The sequence below is a fragment of the Verrucomicrobiota bacterium genome (assembly GCA_016871535.1).
In the GTDB taxonomy this organism is placed as follows: domain Bacteria; phylum Verrucomicrobiota; class Verrucomicrobiia; order Limisphaerales; family SIBE01; genus VHCZ01.
Window position 1 is genome coordinate 1 of record VHCZ01000106.1, and the last position, 19,084, is coordinate 19,084.

Here is a 19,084-nt window from a genome sequence, read left to right on the forward strand (position 1 = left end):
GCCGCCGGTTCCTCCCCTCGGTATTCCGCCAAAAATTTCGCGATCCCGGTCAATTTTGTTTATTACGCGCCCGAAGCAAAACATGTCTCGGTGATCGGCGACTTCAATGAATGGCTCCCGGACGCGCACCCCATGAAACGCCAACCCGACGGCGCGTGGATGATTCAGGTGGCCCTGACGCACGGGCATCATCGCTACCTTTTTCTCGTCGATGGCAAAACGCGCCTCGATCCTAGAGCGCAGGGCGTTGGGAGGAATGAGAGGAACGAAAAGATATCGCTCATCGCGGTGAGTTGAGGCCTGAGAGGCGAGTTCAAAGTTGTACTTGCGCGGTTTGACGTTCGGTGGAGAGCCCTGCTCGCTGATTCCAGTGGCCAACTTCCTGGTTTGTTTGGAGATGGGGACGTTCGAAATCTACGACGCTGCCACCACTGAGAATAGCGAAGAACCACTGCGAACCATCAATCCTGGCGGTCGCGGCGGTCCGCGGGCTTCGTCCGCTGCTCGGCGAAGAAATTCTGGAGCAATGACCGGCACTCGGCTTCTCGCACGCCGGGGGTCACCTCACACCGGTGGTTCAAAGAAGGGAATTGCAGCAGATTCAACACGCTCCCGGCGGCGCCCGCCTTAAGATCGATGGCCCCGAAGACCACGCGATCCAAACGCGCGTGAACCACCGCTCCGGCGCACATCGGGCAAGGCTCCTTGGTCACATAAAGCGTGCAGCCGTTCAATCGCCAATCGCCCACCGCTTCCTCGGCCTGAGTGATGGCCAGCATCTCCGCGTGCGCGGTGGCGTCCTTGAGCAATTCGACCTGGTTGCTGGCGCGAGCGATCACGCGGCCTTCCCGGACGATCACCGCGCCGACCGGCACTTCTTCCGCTTCATAGGCGCGGGCCGCTTGCCGCAACGCTTCCCCCATAAAGTAGTGATCGCTTTGCAGGTCGATGATCGGAGCGTCCATGGGGTTTGCGATTTCAAATTTCAAATTTCAAATTCGGCGCGGAAGCGTTTCCTCCAGAGTCCACTCGTTCCGCCCGTCCGGATGACCATGGCAATGCGCGGCGAAAAACCCGCCCCGGCAGCGCCAGAACAGCGGCCAGATTTGCTCGCGGTCGGTCTGCGGCAGCTTCAGCGTCTCCAGATCGTGGGCGGGGAAGAATCGGAAAACGCCTTCGCGGTTGCCGGGCGGGAGCGCGTTGAGGCGCGGTTTCACCTCGAACAAGAACATGAGCCAGTGCGCCTGCCCTGCGTAGCCGTGTTCGCTGATCAGGCCGGTCAGGTGCAAATCCGGCGGCTGAAGATTCAAACCCATTTCTTCCTGCGCTTCGCGGCAAGCGCATGCATAGGGCGACTCGCCGAGTTCGGTGTGCAGTTTTCCGCCGCAGGGACTCCAGAGCCCGCGATTCGGTTCCTGGCTGCGTTCCAGGAGCAGGACTTCGTCCCGCTCGTTGAAACAATAAAGCAGCGTGGCCACTTGATAAGGCAGCGCCATGCGCGGAGTGAACCATCAAACGGCGGCTGCTTCAACGCTGGATAGCGATCTGTCTCAAGATGTGGATGAGGTAAGGCAGCAACTGCTTTTTGCGCGAGACGATTCCGGCGAGCTCATAGACGCCGGGCTGCGCCTCCGGATAATCGATCCGCCGCCGCAAAGCGTCCGGAGCCGCGATCAGAAGCAAGGACGATTGGCTCACCACGTCCGTCACCAACACCCCGGAGAAAAAGCAGCCCTGGCTCCGGCGATGGATTTCCAGCGCCGCCAGGAGCAGCCCGGCGATGTTCGTCGGGATTTCGAAGCCGTGCTGCAGGAAGCAATTCGCCACGATCGTGCTCGTCGAACCGACCGGCTCGTTGCGAAAGAGAATCGGCTGGCTCGTGGCCAGGCCGATGCGGTGATGATCCACCACTTCCAGAATCTCGACCTGATCCGCGCCTTGCACGGCTTGCGACAATTCATTGTGATCCACCAAAATGAGCTGCCGTTCCACCTTTTTCAAAAAGTCGGACTTGGTCAGGATGCCGACCGTTCGCTTGTTCGCGTCCAGCACCGGGAAGGCATGGAAATTCTACTCGATCGCGATGGGGCGGGCGTGCTCCAGCGATTCGTCCTCCCGAAACACCAGGAACTCCTCGTGAATCACGTGGGGCACCGTGATCGACGCGCGGGACAGCATCGCCGTCGTCGCCGAATCATGAGGCGACAGAATCACGCTGACGCCGTTTTGGCGCGCCTCTGCGATGACGGAGTCCGCCGCGAGAAGCCCGCCCGTGATCACAATCACCCGGACGCGCTCGCGAATGGCCACGCTCTGGATGTCGGCGCGGTCCCCGGCCACGACGACAATTTTTTCGGGCGGGAATTTGGCGAGGCGTTGCTCGAACGATTCGACGCTCATGGCGCCGATCATAAGCACGAGTTCCTCTTCGCGATCGGGTTCTCGCGCCTGAACGATCTGTCCGTTCAAGGTCCGCGCCAGGTTCCGAACCGACGCGCAGATTGGTCTCGAATCGATCAGGCGGTTGGGAGTCGGGAAGAAGAATTTCCCCATCTTGAAAAGCGAGACCAGGCCGCGGCAGGTGCGATCCTCGTTCAGAACCGGGACGGCGCGAATGCTGCGCTCGTCCATGAGCGCGAGGGCTTCGGATCGAACGTGTCCACCTGCGACGGCCCGCCATCCATGTAGAGGAAAATCACGCTTCGGGCTTTGGCCCGATGATGTCCCATCCGGCGAGCCAGCGAGTGCGAAGCGGAGGACCCGTCGCCGAGAGAGCGCTCGGCCATTTGCGCCAGCAACGCGACGGCGCCGAATCCGTTTGCGCAGCGAACCAACATCTCGCGGCGGGTCAAGGGCTGGCCAGCGCAATGGGGACAAGCGTCGCTCGGCATAGGATGCCTTTCGGTTGAACTGTCTGAAGCATACGCGGGCCAAGCACTCGAAGCAATCGGCAATCCGGCGCGTCTCCCTTGGCTCCCCAGTCAGTCCGGCAAATGAACCGCCTGATTTCGTCCCATTCAGATGGTAGGGCGAGCCTGTCCCCAGCGAGCCGAGTCGGACGTGTTCCAAGCGCGCGGCTCGCCGGGACGGACTCGCCCTACCGGAGAGCTGTTCCAGGTCGGGCAGGCTTTCCAGCCGGCTTTCCAGCCTGCCGGTCGCGGGGACTTTCGAGTCCCCAGCCTCGCAGATCCGGAAACGGAGCTCGAAAGCTCCGTGAACCCGCAGGCTCGAAAGCCCGCGCTACGTCGAGACGCCATCGAGATGCCTGTCTGGCCTTGACGTGAATCAAGTCGCGCGGGTCTGATAGGGCGTACAGAGAAAACGACTCCTTATGAAATCCATCCTTCATCAAATCACCCGGCGCGAAGCCCTTAAGACCGGCGCCGCTGCGGCCGCTTTCACTCTTGTCCCTCGGCATGTCCTGGGCGGGCAAGGCCAGACGCCGCCGAGCGAGAAACTCAACATCGCGGGCGTCGGCGTCGGCGGCATGGGTTCCGGCGATATCCGCAGTGTCGCCGGCGAAAACATTGTCGCGTTATGCGACGTGGACGCGAACGCGCTCGCTCGCAACGCCAAGAATTATCCCAAAGCCAAACTTCACGCTGACTTCCGGAAAATGCTGGAGACGCAGAAGGACATCGACGCGGTCGTGGTCGCCACGCCGGATCACACGCATGCCGTCGTGAGCATCCTGGCCATGAAAATGGGGAAACACGTGCACTGTCAAAAGCCCCTCACGCACTCGGTCTTCGAGGCGCGGTTGATGGCGAAGGTCGCGAAGGAATCGAAGGTGGCGACGCAAATGGGTAATCAAGGGCAGGCCAGCGAGTCCGCCCGGTTGCTCGGTGAGACGATCGGGTCGGGAGCGATCGGCGCGGTGCGCGAAGTTCATGGCGGGTCCAACCGCTTTCCGCCCATCTCGCCGCGGGGAATCCGGCGGCCGAACGAGACGCCGCCGGTGCCGGCGCATTTGAACTGGGACTTGTGGCTGGGACCGGCGCCGGAGCGGCCGTATCATCCGTCGTATCATCCGTTCGCGTGGCGCGGGTGGTGGGATTTCGGGACGGGGGTTTTGGGCGACATCGGGTGCCATCAGTTTTCGGCGGTGTTCAAAGCGTTGAAGCTCGGGCATCCGGCCTGGGTTGAGGCCTCATCGTCGAATCATCAATGCCCGCCCGAGATCGCGAACGAGACCGCGCCGCTTTCGTCGATCACGCGATGGTTCTTCCCGGCTGCGGGAGATCGCCAGGCAGTGACGATGACATGGTGGGACGGCGGTCTCAAGCCGCCGTGTCCGGAGGAATTCGAGCCGAGCGAGAAGTTTGCCGAAGGCGACTGGCTGTTGATCGTCGGCGACAAGGGCAAAATGTACGGCCACCAAATCATTCCGGCGAGCAAGGCGCGAGAGATCGGCGCGCCGGCGCGCGTCTTGGCACGTTCGCCCGGCCATTACGTCGAATGGCTCCAGGCGTGCAAAGGCGGGACGCCGGCCGGCTCGAACTTTGTGGACCACGCCGCGCATCTGGCAGAAGTGGTTTTGCTGGGCAACATCGCGATCCGCACGAAAGGGAAGTTGCTCTGGGACGGCGCCAATCTGCGCTTCACCAACTCGGAAGCGGCGAACGAATTGATCAATCCGCCGTACCGCGTCGGTTGGGCGGTTTAGAGCACGTTTTTAGAATGCCTTTTGGGTGGAACAGGCCACTGGCCTGTTGCGGCAGGCTACCAGCCTGCCGCAATGTTCGGCGGCAAGTCGCCGCCGAAAACGGGCTGGTAGCCCGTTCCACCCATTTTCAAAACACGTTCTTAGCCGGAAGCGCCTCAGTTCAGCGCCGAGTTGCAGGCGGCGTTGTCGGACTTGGCGACGGCTGCGCAAATCCCCGGGATCAATCCAGGCGAAGTTCGCGCGGTAAACCTTCATGCTTCCAGGATCCTGGCGGAGATCAAGGGCACGTTGCGGCCACGGGCGCGGCCAAGAACCAGACTTCAAAGAATTGACACCGCGAGAAGCTCCGTCTTTGCTCAACCGGTGAATCGGGCTTGTTGCGTTCTCAGCATCCTCGTCCTCTTTCAAAGTCTCTGCGTGCGGAGCGCTCCTGCTTTGTCCTGGACGAAAGGCCCGGGATTCCAAAGTGCGGAGGTGCGCCCCGATCCGAATGGAAAAGTCGGCTTTGTTCTCATGCAACCCAAAGCCACCGGAGTCTGGTTTACGAACGCCCTGCAGGGCGACGCCTTCCTGACCAACGCCGTGGCGCACAACGGAGCGGGTCTTGCGATTGGTGACATCGATGGCGATGGCCTGGCGGATCTTTACCTGTGCAGTTTGCAGGGCCCGAATCGGCTTTATCGCAATCTCGGTGGCTGGCGCTTTGAGGAAATCAATCCGGGTGATGCCGCCTGCGGGGAACAACTCTCCACCGGGACTACCTTCGCAGACCTTGATGGCGACGAGGATTTGGACCTTCTTGTGAATGGCATCGCGGCGGGAACACGGCTCTTTCTCAATGACGGCAAAGGCCGCTTCACGGAAGCCAGGGATTCGGGGCTGTCGCGCACCGCATCGGCGACTTCCCTGGCGCTCGCCGACATCGACGGCGACGGCGATCTGGATCTTTACTGCGCGCATTACATCGACGTGATGCATCTGGCCGATCCGACGACCCGGTTTGCGATGGCTCGGAAGGGCGACCAGTGGATGGTGACACGGGTCAATGGCCAGCCGACGAGTTCGCCGCGGTGGAAGGATCGATTCGAAGCGCTGCCCGACGGACGCGTCCGCGAATTGCCGGAGGTCCACGGGCTTTATCGCAATGACGGCCGGGGCCGCTTCATGGCGATCCAATTCGAGGCGGGCGTGTTCCTGAACGAAGCGGGCAATGAGATTCCACCGTATCGGGATTGGGGATTGGCCGTGATGTTCCGAGACGTGAATGGGGACGGCGCTCCCGATTTCTACGTGTGCAACGACAATGCGTCGCCGGATCGCTTCTGGATCAACACAGGCCAGGGCGCTTTTCGCGCGGTAGATCCCCTGAAACTTCGGCACACGAGCCGGTCTTCGATGGGCATCGATTTCGCGGACATCGACCGCGATGGGATCGACGACTTCATTGTCGTTGATATGTTGGCGCGCGAGCACAGCAAGCGGATGACCCAGCTCGTCAGGGACATTCCCGACGCTCAGGAACTCGAGCAAATCGATGCGCGGCCGCGCTACAATCGGAACACGCTTGGCCTGGGCAAGCCGGACGGGTCGTACGTGGAGGCGGCGTTGATGGCCGGCGTGGCGGCCACGGATTGGTCGTGGTGCCCGGTGTTTGTCGATGTCGATCTGGATGGCTATGAAGATTTGCTGGTCACGAACGGCTTCAGTTTCGATGTGATGGATCAGGACAGCCACGATCAGTTGCGCAATCAGCGCCGGATGAGCCAGGAACAACTCAAGCGGTCGCGCCAGTTTCATCCGGCGTTCGCGACCCGTAACGCGGCCTTTGGCAATCGCCGCGACGGAACGTTGGAACCGATGGACAGGGAATGGGGTTTCGATCAGCCCGGCATTTCGTACGGCATGGCGTTGGGCGATCTGGACAATGACGGTGATTTGGATGTGGTGGTGAACAATCTGAACGCGGCGGCAAGTCTGTATCGCAACGACGCGCCGGCGGGCCGCGTCCAGGTCCGATTGAAGGGACGGCCGCCGAATGCGCAGGGCATCGGTGCGCGTGTCCGTCTGACAGGAGGCTCTGTTCCGCAGAGCCAGGAGATGATTTGCGGGGGCCGTTATATGTCCGGAGACCAAGCGCTGCGCGTGTTCGCAGCGGAGGCGAAGGACGGAGCGTCCTTGCGGCTCGAAGTGATCTGGCGAAGCGGCAAGCGGAGCGTGGTGGAAGGAGTTCAGGCAAATCGTGTCTATGAGATCGACGAAGCCGGGTCGGTCGTAGCGCCGCCTTTCCAGGCGGCGGGTTCGGGCGGCTTTCCAGCCGCCGGAATCTCCGGGCAGGAAAGCCCGGAGAACCGGCAGGCTGGAAAGCCTGCCCCACACCCGCGAACCATCTTCGAGGACATGAGTCATCTGCTCAACCACCTCCACACGGAGGATGCGTTCGATGACTGGGCGCGCCAGCCGCTCTTGCCGCGGCGCTTGAGCCGATTAGGGCCGGGCTTGTGCTGGTTCGATCTCGACGGCGACAGTTGGGAGGATTTGATCGTCACGCCAGCCAAGGGCGGCAAACTGACCGTGTTCGCAAACAAACAAGGCAAAGGATTTCAAAAGCTTGAAAGTCCATCGTCGGCTTCTGGAGACCACGGCGCGGTGGTGGGCTGGCCTGACGGCAAGGGAAGTAGAATTCTGCTCGTGGCCGAATCGAACTACGGGGCACCTCAGTCGGCGGAAAGCGCCGTTCGAGCGTATTCCCTGACAAACCTGGCGGAACCTCGACGCTGGCCCGCTGGCGATGGGAGCCTCGGTCCCCTTGCACTGGCCGATATCGACGGGGATGCCGATCTGGACTTGTTTGTCGGGGGACGATTTCTTCCGGGCCGGTATCCGGAGCCGGTCTCATCAGCCGTCTGGCTGAACGAACACGGAGAGTTGCGGCCGAGCCGTTCGCTGAGCGAACCGTTTGAAGCGCTCGGCCTGGTCAGCGGCGCCACGTTTGCGGATCTGGATGGCGACCGCGATCCCGATTTGGCGCTGGCCTTGGAATGGGGTTCTTTGCGCGTTTTCCTCAACGAGAAAGGAACCTTCACCGACTGGAACCCGGCAATCACGCCGGCGAGAGAAGCTCCAACGCTCCACGCTCCACGCTCCACGCTCCACGAACTCACCGGCTGGTGGACGAGCATCACGGCGGGCGATTTCGATGGCGATGGCAAATTGGACCTCGCCGCAGGCAATTGGGGGCGCAACTCAATTTACGAACTCCATCGCCCCGGCCCGCGGCGCATCTTTTACGAGGATTCCAACTCGGACGGGAATCTCGAACTGATCGAAGCGTGGCCCGACTCCAATTCCGCACTCCGCACTCCGCCCTCTGCGCTCCGGTGGTTTCCTGTGCGCGATCGCACCTGGCTGGCGCGGGGATGGCCCGATCTGCCGATTCGATTCGCGACGCATCAAGCGTACGGAAAAGCCACCGTGCCGGACATTCTAGGCGAGCGCTACCCGAAAGCCAGAACTGTCGAGGCTGCGCACTTCGAATCGGTCGTGCTGCTGAATCGCGGTTCGCACTTCGAGCGAATGACGCTGCCTCGGGAGGCTCAGAGGGCTCCCGTCTTTTCGGTCAATGTTGGGGATCTCGACGGCGACGGCATGGAGGACTTGTTCCTCAGCCAGAATTTCTTCGGGAGCGCCTCGGACTTGTCTCGCGACGACGGCGGGCGCGGTTTGTGGCTTCGCGGCAATGGAAACGGGACGTTCACCGCGATGGACGCGAGCGTTACGGGGATCGAAATCGAGGGCGAACAGCGCGGCGCGGCCCTCGCGGACATCAACCGCGATGGGCGTGTGGACCTGGCGGTTTCTCAAAGCAATGGACCGATCAGGCTGTATCTCAACCGACTTTCCCGGCGCGGTCTTCGCGTGGTGCTCACTGGACCGTCCTCCAACCCGGAAGCGGTCGGCGCGCAGATGCGCTTGCTCTACGCCGGGGACCGCAACGGCCCGTGCCGAACGGTGCAAGCCGGGTCCGGCTACTGGTCGCAGGACGGCGCTGTTCAGGTGCTTGGTTTGGCGGGGCGGCCAGTCAGTCTTTGGATTCGATGGCCGGGCGGCAAGGAGCAGACCGTGCCTGTGCCTGACCAAACCTTGGAACTGCGGGTGAATTTCGAAAAATGAATCCCGCCGAAATTAACAAGCCCGTGCAACTGAAAATATCGCCATTCCAAGATCCAGCTTCCCATGAACCGTTCCTCCGAACCGTGGCCTTTAGGCCGCTTCAACGCTCTACTGCGGAGAGTGCGCGGAAGCAGCCTGAAGGCTGCGGTCCGCCCGGTCTCAGGTTCAAGGGCCGAGTGCATGGTAATCGGACCAAGGAAGCTTCCCAAGAAGCTGACGGTAGCGCGAGCCTGTCTCCGGCGAGCCGACTCGGACGTGTTCCAGTCACGTCGAGCGGCTCGCCGGGACGGACTCGCCCTACCTGGTTCAAGGGTCGTAATCAGGCCCGAAAGGTAGAGATACCCTCCGATGAACATGAACTTCCGCAAAGGAACGCGGGCAGCCATATCCACGATTTCTTTTCGGCGGTTTCGCGCGAACATGGCTGTCCGCGCTCCGGGCTTTGCGGGTTCTTTCTTCTTTTTGCGTTTTGTCAATTCGGCTGCAGCGACCGGCCTGTTTCCTTGCCGGGAGGCCAGCCTGCCCCAACGCCGGCGAAGGTTGAACTGGTTCCACTGACCAACATGGTTCCGATCAAGGCCGGCACTTTCAGGCGCGGCAACTATCCTGTCTCGATCACTCGCGATTTTTGGCTTGGGAAATATGAGGTCACACAAAACGAATTCGTGGCCCTCATGGGACGAAACCCCAGCCATTTCAAAGACGACCCGCAGCGCCCGGTCGAAAAGGTCAGCTACGTCGATGCGCTCGCCTATTGTTCGGCGGTGACGAAGCGCGAGCGCCTCGCCGGACGCCTGCCGGACCGCTACGAATACCGGCTCCCGTCGGAAGCAGAGTGGGAATACGCTTGCCGCGCCGGGACCACGAACCTCTTCGGCTTCGGAGACTCAGCCAAGGAGGCCGACCCATACGCCTGGACCGCGGAAAACAGCGAGAACGCCACGCATCCGGTTGGCCAGAAACGCCCGAATCCCTGGGGGTTGCACGATGTGCATGGCAACGTATGGGAATGGTGCCTGGATTGGTTCGGAGATTATCCGACGAATGCGGTGACCAACCCGCTTGGCCCCGCGCACGGCAAGTTTCGGGTTTTTCGGGGCGGCAGTTGGTACCACGACGCCGATTTCGCGCGGTCGGCCAACCGGTTCATGATGGCGCCATCGAACGGGATTCACTTCGTGGGATTCCGGATCGCATTGGGCCCGGTCATGAAACAGTTCTGAGCGGATCTAACTAATTTAGTTGGAAAAAGTGCTGGCGAAGCGAGGTCGGCAGAGTAGCATTCCGTACCGATAAAGTGCTCAACTAATCAAATCATATGTTCAAAAGAATCATCCTCCCCCTCACCTTGGCATCCGCGTTCTGCGTTTGCCCGTCCGCCACCGGAGCCAACGACATCGAACCCGGAAAAGAAACCTACGACGCCACGCGCGTGACCAAGCCGATTACGCTCGACGGCAACTTTGCAGACTGGGCCGGCGTGCCCGTGCTCGCCGATCCAAAATTTGCGATTCCCAAAGGCTCGGGCGCCAGCGGAAGGCTTGTCCTGTTTGAGGAGTATTCGGGGGGGACCTGGAGCGGGCCGGACGATCAAACCTCGGCGGTTCAGGTGGCCTGGGACGTGGATAATGTGTATTTCGGTTTTGTCGTGACCGACGATTATCACGAGAATATCTCCGGCAACGCCTGGAACGGCGATTCGGTCCAGCTCATGATTGCCAATGCCGCCCGCGACAAGCAAATCGCGCTCTACAACTATGCGCTTGGCGGTTACGAAGATGCCAAAGGCCTCTTTGTCGCGGACGCGAACCTGGCCGATCCGGTTGTTGTTCATCACGAGGCTGGTCCCGGCGGGACTGAGGCGATCGTCAAACGCGATGGCGCCAAGAAGAAGACTTACTACGAAATCAAGCTGCCCGCCTCGGCGCTCGATTTGACGCCGCCGCTCACTGCGGGGATCAAGTTCGGTCTTGGCATGGCGATCAATGACGGCGACGGGGCATTGGTCGATGGCGTGCAGTACGGGCAAGCGGGCCAGCAGGGCCAAAAAGGCTGGGGTGGACTGGGCGCGCACTCCATCGTCTTCGGCAAGACGCCGCAGCAGACGGCGCTGGTGACCCTGAGCCCGAACACGCCCACGGTGGATCGTCTGTTTTTTTCGGCTATCAATCCCGGTGTCTCATCCTTCACATTTCGAGCCACGGACAAAGGCTCGTCGGTTGTGGACCCAAATAGCGCCAAACTGACGATTGATGGGAAGGCCGCCACGCTCTCTTCGAAGAAAACGGGCGAGGCTACTGATTTCACTTACACGGCCACCGCGCCCTTTCCTCCCGGCTCTGAGCACACCTACACGATCGAAGTGAAGGATACCCAGGGGAACGTTGTGACGGACTCGGGAAGTTTCAAGACGCGCTTCTATCTCACCGGCTCGATTGCCGTCCAGCCCGACACAGGCAAGCCCGGTTTCCTGGTGCGGACCTACAAGACCGCGGCCGCCAACCCGAACAGCATTGCCTGGACCGAAGATCAGCTCGCCGGCTTGCAGGGCGAGAACACCGCAGACACCTCGCGGTTCACGGAAAAGCAATTCGGGAATTCGTACTTCCCTGAGCCCGGCACCATCAATTATTGGAACACCGGCGGGCAAGGCAATTTCACAAACAACGATACCCAGGACACCCCAGGGCTGGCCAACGACGGCACGAACGACAACAACTATTCTTTGGAGATCATCACGTTCCTCGAATTGCCAGCGGGCGAAACCACCATGGGAGTGAACAGCGACGACGGCTTCCGCGTTTACGGAGCATTGTCGCCCAATCCGTTTGATGCGTTTGCGCCGATCCTCGGTGAGTTCGATGGCGGCCGCGGCGTCGCCAATACGACCTTCTCGGTGTTTGCCGAGAAAGCCGGAGTTTATCCCTTTCGCATGATCTATGAGGAAGGAGGCGGCGACTCGGCCGTGGAATGGTTCACCGTCAAACCGGACGGAACCAGGGTGCTCATCAACGACACGGCCGACGGAGGACTCAAAGCCTACCGCGGAGTGATCGGCGCCGCGCTGGACCCGTCGATCAAATCGATCTCTCCAGGCCCGGCGCCGCGACAGTTGGCCAGAGTCAGTTCTTCCGTGAAAGTGGTCGTGACGGACGGCGACCCGAAAAAGGTGGACGACAAGTCGATTGTCCTCAAATTGGACGGAGCCGCAGTGACGCCGACGTTGTCGCGGCAAGGGGCCAATGTCACTGTGACCTACACGCCGAGCGGGCTGCAATTTCCCCAGGACAAGCACACCGCCGAGTTGATCTTCAAGGACACGACCGGGGCGTTTACGCGGAATCAGACCTGGACGTTCTACAATCTGAAGAACATCGTTCTGCCCGCGCCAAAGATTCTCGAGACCTTTGACAGCTATCCGGAGGATTCGCAGCCGACCGGATGGGTGGCGACAAACTTCACCGCCCGCAATGTGGACGGGCGAGATATCACCAATCAAAGCTCGGAAAGCTATGAGAACTGGGTCCTGGTGAAGACCGAGAACATCAATGCGATTGACGGCGGCAGACCTTTCAACATCGCGCCGGGTCTGTTGTACAACGGCAAAGAAATCAAAAACGGCGACCCGGTGGGCGGCACATTCCCAGACTGGCTCATGTCCGGCAACGTGCTCTATGCCGAGTCGGACAGCCGAAGCAACACGGACGCGTTGGATCGCGGTTATGACGGCCAGACTCAGTTCATTATGAGCAAGCCCTTCGATTGCTCCCAGATCAATAATGTCGCCCTGACGTTCAGCAGTATTTACGAGCAGAATCAGGACAGCCTGGGCGCAGTCGAGTACTCCGTCGATGCGGGCAAGACCTGGCTGCCCGTCGTCTATTTCCTGGACGGCCCGGATATCAAGTTGAACGGAGATGGAACCGTGGACGCACTCCGGACGTTTAACGATGCGAACACCGATACGTCCAGTTGGAAAGTGGGTGACGTGACGAAAGGCGACAAGTATGGCGACGGCATCGGCGCAGCGATTACGCCGGCGCTCGGCCCGTACATTGTGCCCCGCGTCAATGACGATCAGGTGGAAGGCAAGCGAGTCGAGATGTTCCGCCTGCCCGAGGCCAACAAGAAAGCGGATGTCCGGCTCCGCTTTGCCGCTATGGGCACCGACAGTTGGTACTTCGCCGTGGACAACATCGCGTTTTACGATGTCCCTGCGGCGCCAGTGACGACAAAACCGACGCTGTCGATCGCACAAAGCGCGGGCCGGGTCTCCATCACCTGGAGTTCAGGCAAACTGCAATCAGCCGATGCCATCACGGGACCGTGGGCAGATGTCGCCAACGCGGCTAGCCCTTACTCGGTAACCCCGTCCGGAACCAAGTTCTACCGGGCCAGCGGAAATTAATGGCTCAGCATCTCATCTAGGGCGAAAAGACCGGAGGCGACTCCGGTCTTTTTTTCTGGAAAACTACTCTGCCGCCAAGAAGACGGTCCTGATCGATGGGAATCTGTCCGATTGGGGCGGCGCGACGATTTGGAAAGACGTGAAATTCTCGATCCCCAAGGGTGCCCCCAAGCAATTGGTGTCGTTCGAAACGTTGAGCGGGGCCACGACGATCGCGACCGATAGCGTTTGGACCGGCCCGGAGGATCATTCGACTGCCTGGGCGATTACGTGGGACGAAGCCAACCTTTATATCGGCATGGTCGTAACCGACGATTATCACCAAAACTCCAACAGCGGTTGGAATGGCGATCCGTCTCTTCGGACCGCGGCCTTTAGGCCGCTTCAACGCTCGACAGCGCGGAGTGCGCGGAAGCAGCCTGGAGGCTGCGGTCCGCCCGGTCTTGGGTTCATGGACCATGTGCACGGCTCGAAGGCCGTGGGTGCTTCCCATGAACTTTCTCCTCGGACCGCGACCTTTAGGCCGCTTCAACGCCGAACTCCGGAGTGTGGCCAGAAGCAGCCTGAAGGCTGCGGTCCGTGCAGTTTTAGGTTCAAGAGCCGGGTGCATGGTTTCGCAACCGAAGAAGCCTCCCATGACCTGGAGCGCCGATCTCCGATCCGACGCGTTGACAAAGCCTCACCGAACCGCGCCGGGTCGGAGACCGGCGTTCCGCGCCCGAGGTTCAGGACTCTCGCCGATTGCACCGCCTTTACTCTCATCGAATTGCTCGTCGTCATCGCGATCATCGCGATTCTTGCCGGATTGCTGTTGCCGGCCCTGGCGCAGGCCAAGGAGCGAGCCCGCCGCATTTCCTGCTTGAACAACTTGAAACAAATTGGCCTTGGCACCGCGCTTTACGCCGATGATGACGCCAAGGGTTATCTGGGCGCGAACGTGTTCGACGGCGACGACGATCTCAACTGGCTCTACTCGAATTACGTCTCGACGCTCAAAAGCTTCACTTGTCCGAGCACGCAGAATTACATCCCTACGAACGCGGGAAGGCACGAGGTTACCGGCGAGCCGGGACTTCGTTATTTATTCAGAACCGCTTCGGGGAAATCGAAGAACCCCGGGAGCAGTTACGAAGTGTTCGGATTTATGAACTTCAACGGCGGCAGCGTTACCGAGATTCCGATCCACGGCGCACCGCGCCCCACTCCGGGCGTAAAGAAGACCCTCGCGTCCGTCCAGAATTACGCGCACCGTTTCAACGCGTTCGGTTTGAAAGGCGTGATCGCCGGACCCTCGCGCATTTGGATTGTGCTGGATGCGGACGAGCTTTTCCCAGGCGCGCGCCAGAATTATCCGGACCCGGTGGACAATCACGGAGATGGCGGGGGCAATGTTGCGTTTTGCGACGGCCATGCCGAGTGGATTCCGGCCAAGAAATACGTTTTCAGCTTCGAGATGTCCCAGGACGAAAACCGGGCGGAGCCGTGAGCCGGCTTCCCGACAGGGCGCCGCTTCTTCTTCCCATGAAACCCGGCTCTTCGGACCACGGCCTTTAGGCACCTTTAGGCCGCTTCAACGCTCGACTCCGGGGAGTGCGCGGAAGCAGCCTAAAGGCTGCGGTCCGCACGGTTTTCGGTTCATGGGCCGAAGGCATGGGTTCTTGGCCAAGGGAGCTTTCCATTGAACTGGGTCGGGACGGATACCACTCCGTCCTTGACCTTCCCCAGCGATCGAAAGAGGGATTCCCGGAGACGCGGTGGAACGCGTCCTTACCCGCTTGCGCGCACGGATGCGCTTTTTTGCCCGCTCTTTTCCTTTGAGTCTAACGCCCCAATGAGCTATGAGGTAACTTATCCGGTCCGATTGCCGGGACATCGCGCCAAAGACCGGAAGCCTCTTGAATTTTGCTATGAATGTACCTGTTGCATCTGTTGAAAGCGCCGTTGCCGCCGCCAAGGGCAAAGCCCATTCTGCGCCGGCAACCCGCCCGAAATACCCTGGCATTCCCGTCACGTGTAACGGGAACCAGCTCGTGGCGCAATACGTAGAAACCCGCATTACGGAGGGCGGAGTGTTCTACCCCATCACCCCATCCACGGAAGGGGGCGAGCTTTATCAGCAGAGCTACGCTCAAGGCGAACTGAACGTCTGGGGTCAATCGAAGATCGCCATCGAGGCCGAAGGCGAGCACGCAGCTCAAGGCGGCGCTACGGCTTTCGCGGTCACAGGGCGCCGCGTGGTCAATTTCACCTCCGGCCAGGGCATCGTGTATGCCATGGAACAGTATTATCACGCTCCCGGAAAACTTTGCACGATGGTGCTCGAAGTCGGCGCGCGGGCGCTGACCAAGCACGCCCTGAACGTGCATTGCGGCCACGACGACTTTTACGCCGCGCTCGATACCGGCTGGACCATGCTCATGGCCAAGGATGCCCAGCAAGCGGCGGATCAGGGGATCATCCTCCGCAAGGTCAACGAGTTTTCGCTCAATCCGGGCATGAACATTCAGGACGGCATGCTGACCACGCATTCCGAACGGCTTTATCGCGTGCCCGAAGCGGAAATGCTGCGCGAATTCCTGGGCGCCCCCGGCGACATCATTGACTGCCCGACGCCGGCTCAACGCGAACTTTTCGGCCCGAAGCGCCGCCGCATCCCGGAAATGATGGACCTCAAGAACCCGATTCTCCTCGGTCCCGTCCAGAATCAGGAGCACCACATGAACGGCGTGGTCGCGCGCCGGAATAATTTCAACGAGCCCATCCTGAAGTTTTTGGAAGACGCTTACGCTGAGTTTGCCCGGTTGACCGGGCGCTATTACGGCCTCATCAGTGAATACAAAATCGAGGACGCAGACACTGTCTTCGTATCGTTGGGTTGCGCGGCGGAGAACATCGAGGAGGCTTGCGATTACCTCCGAGAGCAGCGCAACGCGAAGGTGGGGTCGATTCACATCAATGTCATCCGGCCTTTTCCGGAAGCCGCGGTGATCAATGCGCTGCGCGGGAAGAAGAATGTAATCATCATTGAGCGCACGGACGAAGGCATGGCGGGGGACAATCCGCTGGCCCGCGACATCCGCACGGCTCTGGGCAAAGCGGTTGAAGGCCATCTTTACAAAGGTCTGCTCCCGACGCTCGCCCCCGATGAAGTGCCGAGAATTTTCCGCGGCTCCTACGGCATTGGCTCGCGCGACTTTCGGCCCGAACACACGCTGGGCGCTTACGAATACGCCATCAGCCAAACCCGACGGAAAGACGGGAAAGGCGCGGCGGATGGCGAGACTTATTTCACCCTCGGCATCGATCATCCGTACTGCGTCATCAGCAAAGACACGCCGTCGTTGCTGCCGCAAAAGGCGATTGCCGTTCGATTCCACTCCATTGGCGGCTGGGGCATGATCACGACGGGGAAGAATTTGGGGTCCATCATCGGTGAATTTGGCGGGCTGATTTCCCAGATGAAACCGGAGTACGAGGAAGATGGTCGCCTCAAAGACAAACTTTTCGTCATGGCCAACCCGAAATACGGCTCCGAAAAGAAGGGCGCGCCGACGAATTACTACCTGGTCGTCGCCCCCGAACGGATCAAGGTGAATTGCGAGTTGAACCACGTCGATGTCGTCCTGTGCTGCGATCCCAAAGCTTTCACACACACGAATCCGCTGGAAGGACTGAACAAAGGCGGCTGTCTGGTTTGGGAATCGAGCGACACCCCGGAGACCGCCTGGCAGCGGATTCCGAAGCAACACCGGCAGTTCATCAAGGAAAACAACATCCGGGTCTTCATCCTGCCCGGTTTCGAGATTGCGCGGGGAGCCACGCAAAGCCCCGAATTGCAGCTCCGCATGCAGGGCAATTCCTTTCTGGGGGCGTTCTTCCGCGTCTCGCCGTTCCTGAAGGAATACGGCATCAGCGAGGAGCAATTCCTCAAGACGGTCCGCAAACAATACGAGAAAAAGTTCGGGCGCTTCGGCGAGGCCGTCGTGGCCTCGAACATGAAGGTCATGGACGACGGGTTCAATCGCGTTCAGGAAATCAAGTATGGCGATTTTGCCGATCCGGACCGTTCCAGCATGCGCAATCCACCGGTGTGGCCGCTGGGGATTCAGGAGATGATTCCCACGGCGGGCTGCAACGTTGGAAGTCCGCTGAGCGGCCTGGCGATGCCGGCCGGCCAAACGCGCGCCCCCTTCCAGACCTGGAGCAAGTTTGACCGGGAGTATCGCAGCGGTTTGGGTTACCACCAACCCGCCGGCGCGCTGGCTTCGTGCGGCGTGATGGCCGCGGGTTCGGGCGCCACCCAGTCGAAGTATGTCGCCCGCCGCGAAACGCCCGTTTACATCGCGGAGAATTGCACGCAATGCATGGAGTGCATCAGCGTTTGTCCGGACACGGCCTTGCCGAACACGGCGCAGGAGGTGGGCGCGGTTCTCAAGACCGCGGCCGTTCATTACGTCAAGGACGCGACCGAACGGAGCAAATTGATCCAGGAACTCAAAGGCGTAGAAGAGCGCGCCCGGGCCCGGATGAACGCGGCGGTCCAGAAGAAGGAGAAACTGCCCTTCAAAGACATTATCGGCGAGGAAGTGGCCAAACTGTCCAACGTTTCAGAGCAGGCCAGGAACGAATTCACCGGCATCATGGAACAACTTCCGCTCGCGTACACCGCCGTTCCCGCCATCTTCCGCTCGCTCGAAACCAAGCAGGCCGGTTCCGGCGGCCTGTTCTCCATCTTCGTCTCCGACCTGTGCAAAGGCTGCGGCGAATGCGTCCAGGTCTGCGGCGACCACGACGCGTTGCGCATGACGGTTGAAACCGAGGAATTGAACGCGAAGCACACGACGGCGCAAATTTTCTCGCGGCTGCTGCCTGACACACCGCAGAAGTTCTTGGGGCTTTACACTGACGATACGCCGGAACAATCCCGCGAGGCGGCGCTGCGGAATCATCTGATGGTCCGACGCAATTACGAAGCGCTCGTCTCCGGCGACGGCGCGTGCGCCGGTTGCGGCGAGAAAAGTGTCCTCCGCGCCTGCACTTCGGTGACCGAAGCTTACATGCGGCCGCTCTACCACAAGAAGGCCGACCGTTTGACGGCGAAGGCCAATCGCCTCGAACAGGAAGGCCTGGCGAAGTTGCGCGCGCTCAAGGAACGCGCCCCGGATCAATACGATCTTTTCCGCAAGACCGTTGCTCATACACTCATGAGTCTGGGCGGCGAGAACGACGAAGATACCGGCAAACGCATTTCCGCTCACGAAGCCCAGCACGGGCCGATCACAGAGGAGACGGTCGTCAAGGCACTTGCCGCGGTGCTGCGCCAGGACGCTTTCAATCACAAACACCTCCAGGCCATCGACGGCCGCCGCGCCAACGGCATGTCTGTCATGTTCATGGGCGCAAGCACGGGCTGCAACACCGTGTATGGCTCGACGCCGCCATCCAACCCGCATCCGTATCCGTGGATGAACTCGCTCTTCCAGGACGGCGCGACGATCAGTTGGCTGCTGGGCGAGTCGCTCATCCTGAATCACGCCCGCCGTTCCGTGGTGCCAGAGCGGCTGTGCGACGCGTTGCTCGACCGCACGGAGAAGGTCATCGCGCCGGCAGATTATTTCACGTTCACCCACATGGACGACGCGCTCATGACGGACCCGGAAATCCGCGAGTTGCCGAAGGTCTGGGTCATCGGCGGCGACGGCGCGTTCGGGGACATCGGGTTCCAGAATGTTTCCAAGGTGGTCCTGCAAAACCGGCCCAACGTGAAGATGCTCATGCTCGATACGCAGGTGTACTCGAACACCGGCGGCCAAAACTCCGATTCTTCCACCATGCTCGGC

The 19,084-nt window shown here is 60.6% G+C and carries 12 protein-coding genes; 7 read left to right on the forward strand and 5 right to left on the reverse strand.

Translation table 11 applies throughout. The annotated features are described in order from the left end of the window. On the forward strand, positions 1-297 hold a 297-nt coding region (locus tag FJ398_14755; protein ID MBM3839196.1), incomplete at its 5' end, for a glycoside hydrolase family 13. 164 nt (positions 298-461) lie between these two features. Here FJ398_14755 and FJ398_14760 read toward each other — a convergent pair. The 5 genes from FJ398_14760 to FJ398_14780 are packed head-to-tail and all read right to left on the reverse strand — an operon-like array spanning position 462 to position 2,891. Continuing rightward, positions 462-965 carry a nucleoside deaminase gene (locus FJ398_14760; GenBank protein MBM3839197.1) on the reverse strand — a complete coding sequence of 168 codons (504 nt, stop codon included), beginning with the start codon at positions 963-965 and terminating at the stop codon, positions 462-464. A gap of 27 nt (positions 966-992) precedes the next feature. Further along, positions 993-1,496 carry an NUDIX domain-containing protein gene (locus FJ398_14765; GenBank protein ID MBM3839198.1) on the reverse strand — a complete coding sequence of 168 codons (504 nt, stop codon included), beginning with the start codon at positions 1,494-1,496 and terminating at the stop codon, positions 993-995. A 31-nt stretch (positions 1,497-1,527) separates the two neighbouring features. After that, positions 1,528-2,052, reverse strand: coding sequence for a hypothetical protein (locus FJ398_14770; protein MBM3839199.1), 525 nt, complete (start codon positions 2,050-2,052; stop codon positions 1,528-1,530). An 18-nt stretch (positions 2,053-2,070) separates the two neighbouring features. After that, on the reverse strand, positions 2,071-2,631 hold the full coding sequence (locus FJ398_14775) for a hypothetical protein (GenBank protein MBM3839200.1): 561 nt from the start codon (positions 2,629-2,631) through the stop codon (positions 2,071-2,073). Further along, entirely contained in the window at positions 2,595-2,891 is a 297-nt protein-coding gene (locus tag FJ398_14780) for a DUF1501 domain-containing protein (GenBank protein ID MBM3839201.1), read from the reverse strand. The genes FJ398_14775 and FJ398_14780 overlap by 37 nt, the downstream gene beginning before the upstream one ends. Before the next feature lie 440 nt (positions 2,892-3,331). Here FJ398_14780 and FJ398_14785 point away from each other — a divergent pair, with 440 nt between their 5' ends. From FJ398_14785 to FJ398_14810, 6 genes are all read left to right on the forward strand, one after another. Further along, on the forward strand, positions 3,332-4,666 hold the full coding sequence (locus tag FJ398_14785; protein ID MBM3839202.1) for a Gfo/Idh/MocA family oxidoreductase: 1,335 nt from the start codon (positions 3,332-3,334) through the stop codon (positions 4,664-4,666). Positions 4,667-5,179: 513 nt separating this feature from the next. Further along, a complete protein-coding gene (locus FJ398_14790) occupies positions 5,180-8,836 on the forward strand; it encodes a hypothetical protein (GenBank protein MBM3839203.1) in 3,657 nt (1,218 codons plus the stop codon). Further along, entirely contained in the window at positions 8,833-10,059 is a 1,227-nt protein-coding gene (locus FJ398_14795; GenBank protein ID MBM3839204.1) for a formylglycine-generating enzyme family protein, read from the forward strand. The genes FJ398_14790 and FJ398_14795 overlap by 4 nt, the downstream gene beginning before the upstream one ends. Before the next feature lie 95 nt (positions 10,060-10,154). Further along, entirely contained in the window at positions 10,155-13,244 is a 3,090-nt protein-coding gene (locus tag FJ398_14800) for a hypothetical protein (GenBank protein MBM3839205.1), read from the forward strand. A 139-nt stretch (positions 13,245-13,383) separates the two neighbouring features. After that, positions 13,384-14,730, forward strand: coding sequence for a DUF1559 domain-containing protein (locus FJ398_14805; protein MBM3839206.1), 1,347 nt, complete (start codon positions 13,384-13,386; stop codon positions 14,728-14,730). A gap of 421 nt (positions 14,731-15,151) precedes the next feature. After that, a partial coding sequence (locus tag FJ398_14810) for an oxidoreductase (GenBank protein MBM3839207.1) occupies positions 15,152-19,084 on the forward strand: 3,933 nt, incomplete at its 3' end.

Coding starts and splice junctions, on each gene's coding strand:
- FJ398_14765 (MBM3839198.1), bottom strand. CDS start 1,496: ATGGCGCTGCCTTATCAAGTGGCCACGCTGCTTTATTGTTTCAACGAG.
- FJ398_14795 (MBM3839204.1), top strand. CDS start 8,833: ATGAATCCCGCCGAAATTAACAAGCCCGTGCAACTGAAAATATCGCCA.
- FJ398_14775 (MBM3839200.1), bottom strand. CDS start 2,631: ATGGACGAGCGCAGCATTCGCGCCGTCCCGGTTCTGAACGAGGATCGC.
- FJ398_14800 (MBM3839205.1), top strand. CDS start 10,155: ATGTTCAAAAGAATCATCCTCCCCCTCACCTTGGCATCCGCGTTCTGC.
- FJ398_14780 (MBM3839201.1), bottom strand. CDS start 2,891: ATGCCGAGCGACGCTTGTCCCCATTGCGCTGGCCAGCCCTTGACCCGC.
- FJ398_14790 (MBM3839203.1), top strand. CDS start 5,180: ATGCAACCCAAAGCCACCGGAGTCTGGTTTACGAACGCCCTGCAGGGC.
- FJ398_14785 (MBM3839202.1), top strand. CDS start 3,332: ATGAAATCCATCCTTCATCAAATCACCCGGCGCGAAGCCCTTAAGACC.
- FJ398_14760 (MBM3839197.1), bottom strand. CDS start 965: ATGGACGCTCCGATCATCGACCTGCAAAGCGATCACTACTTTATGGGG.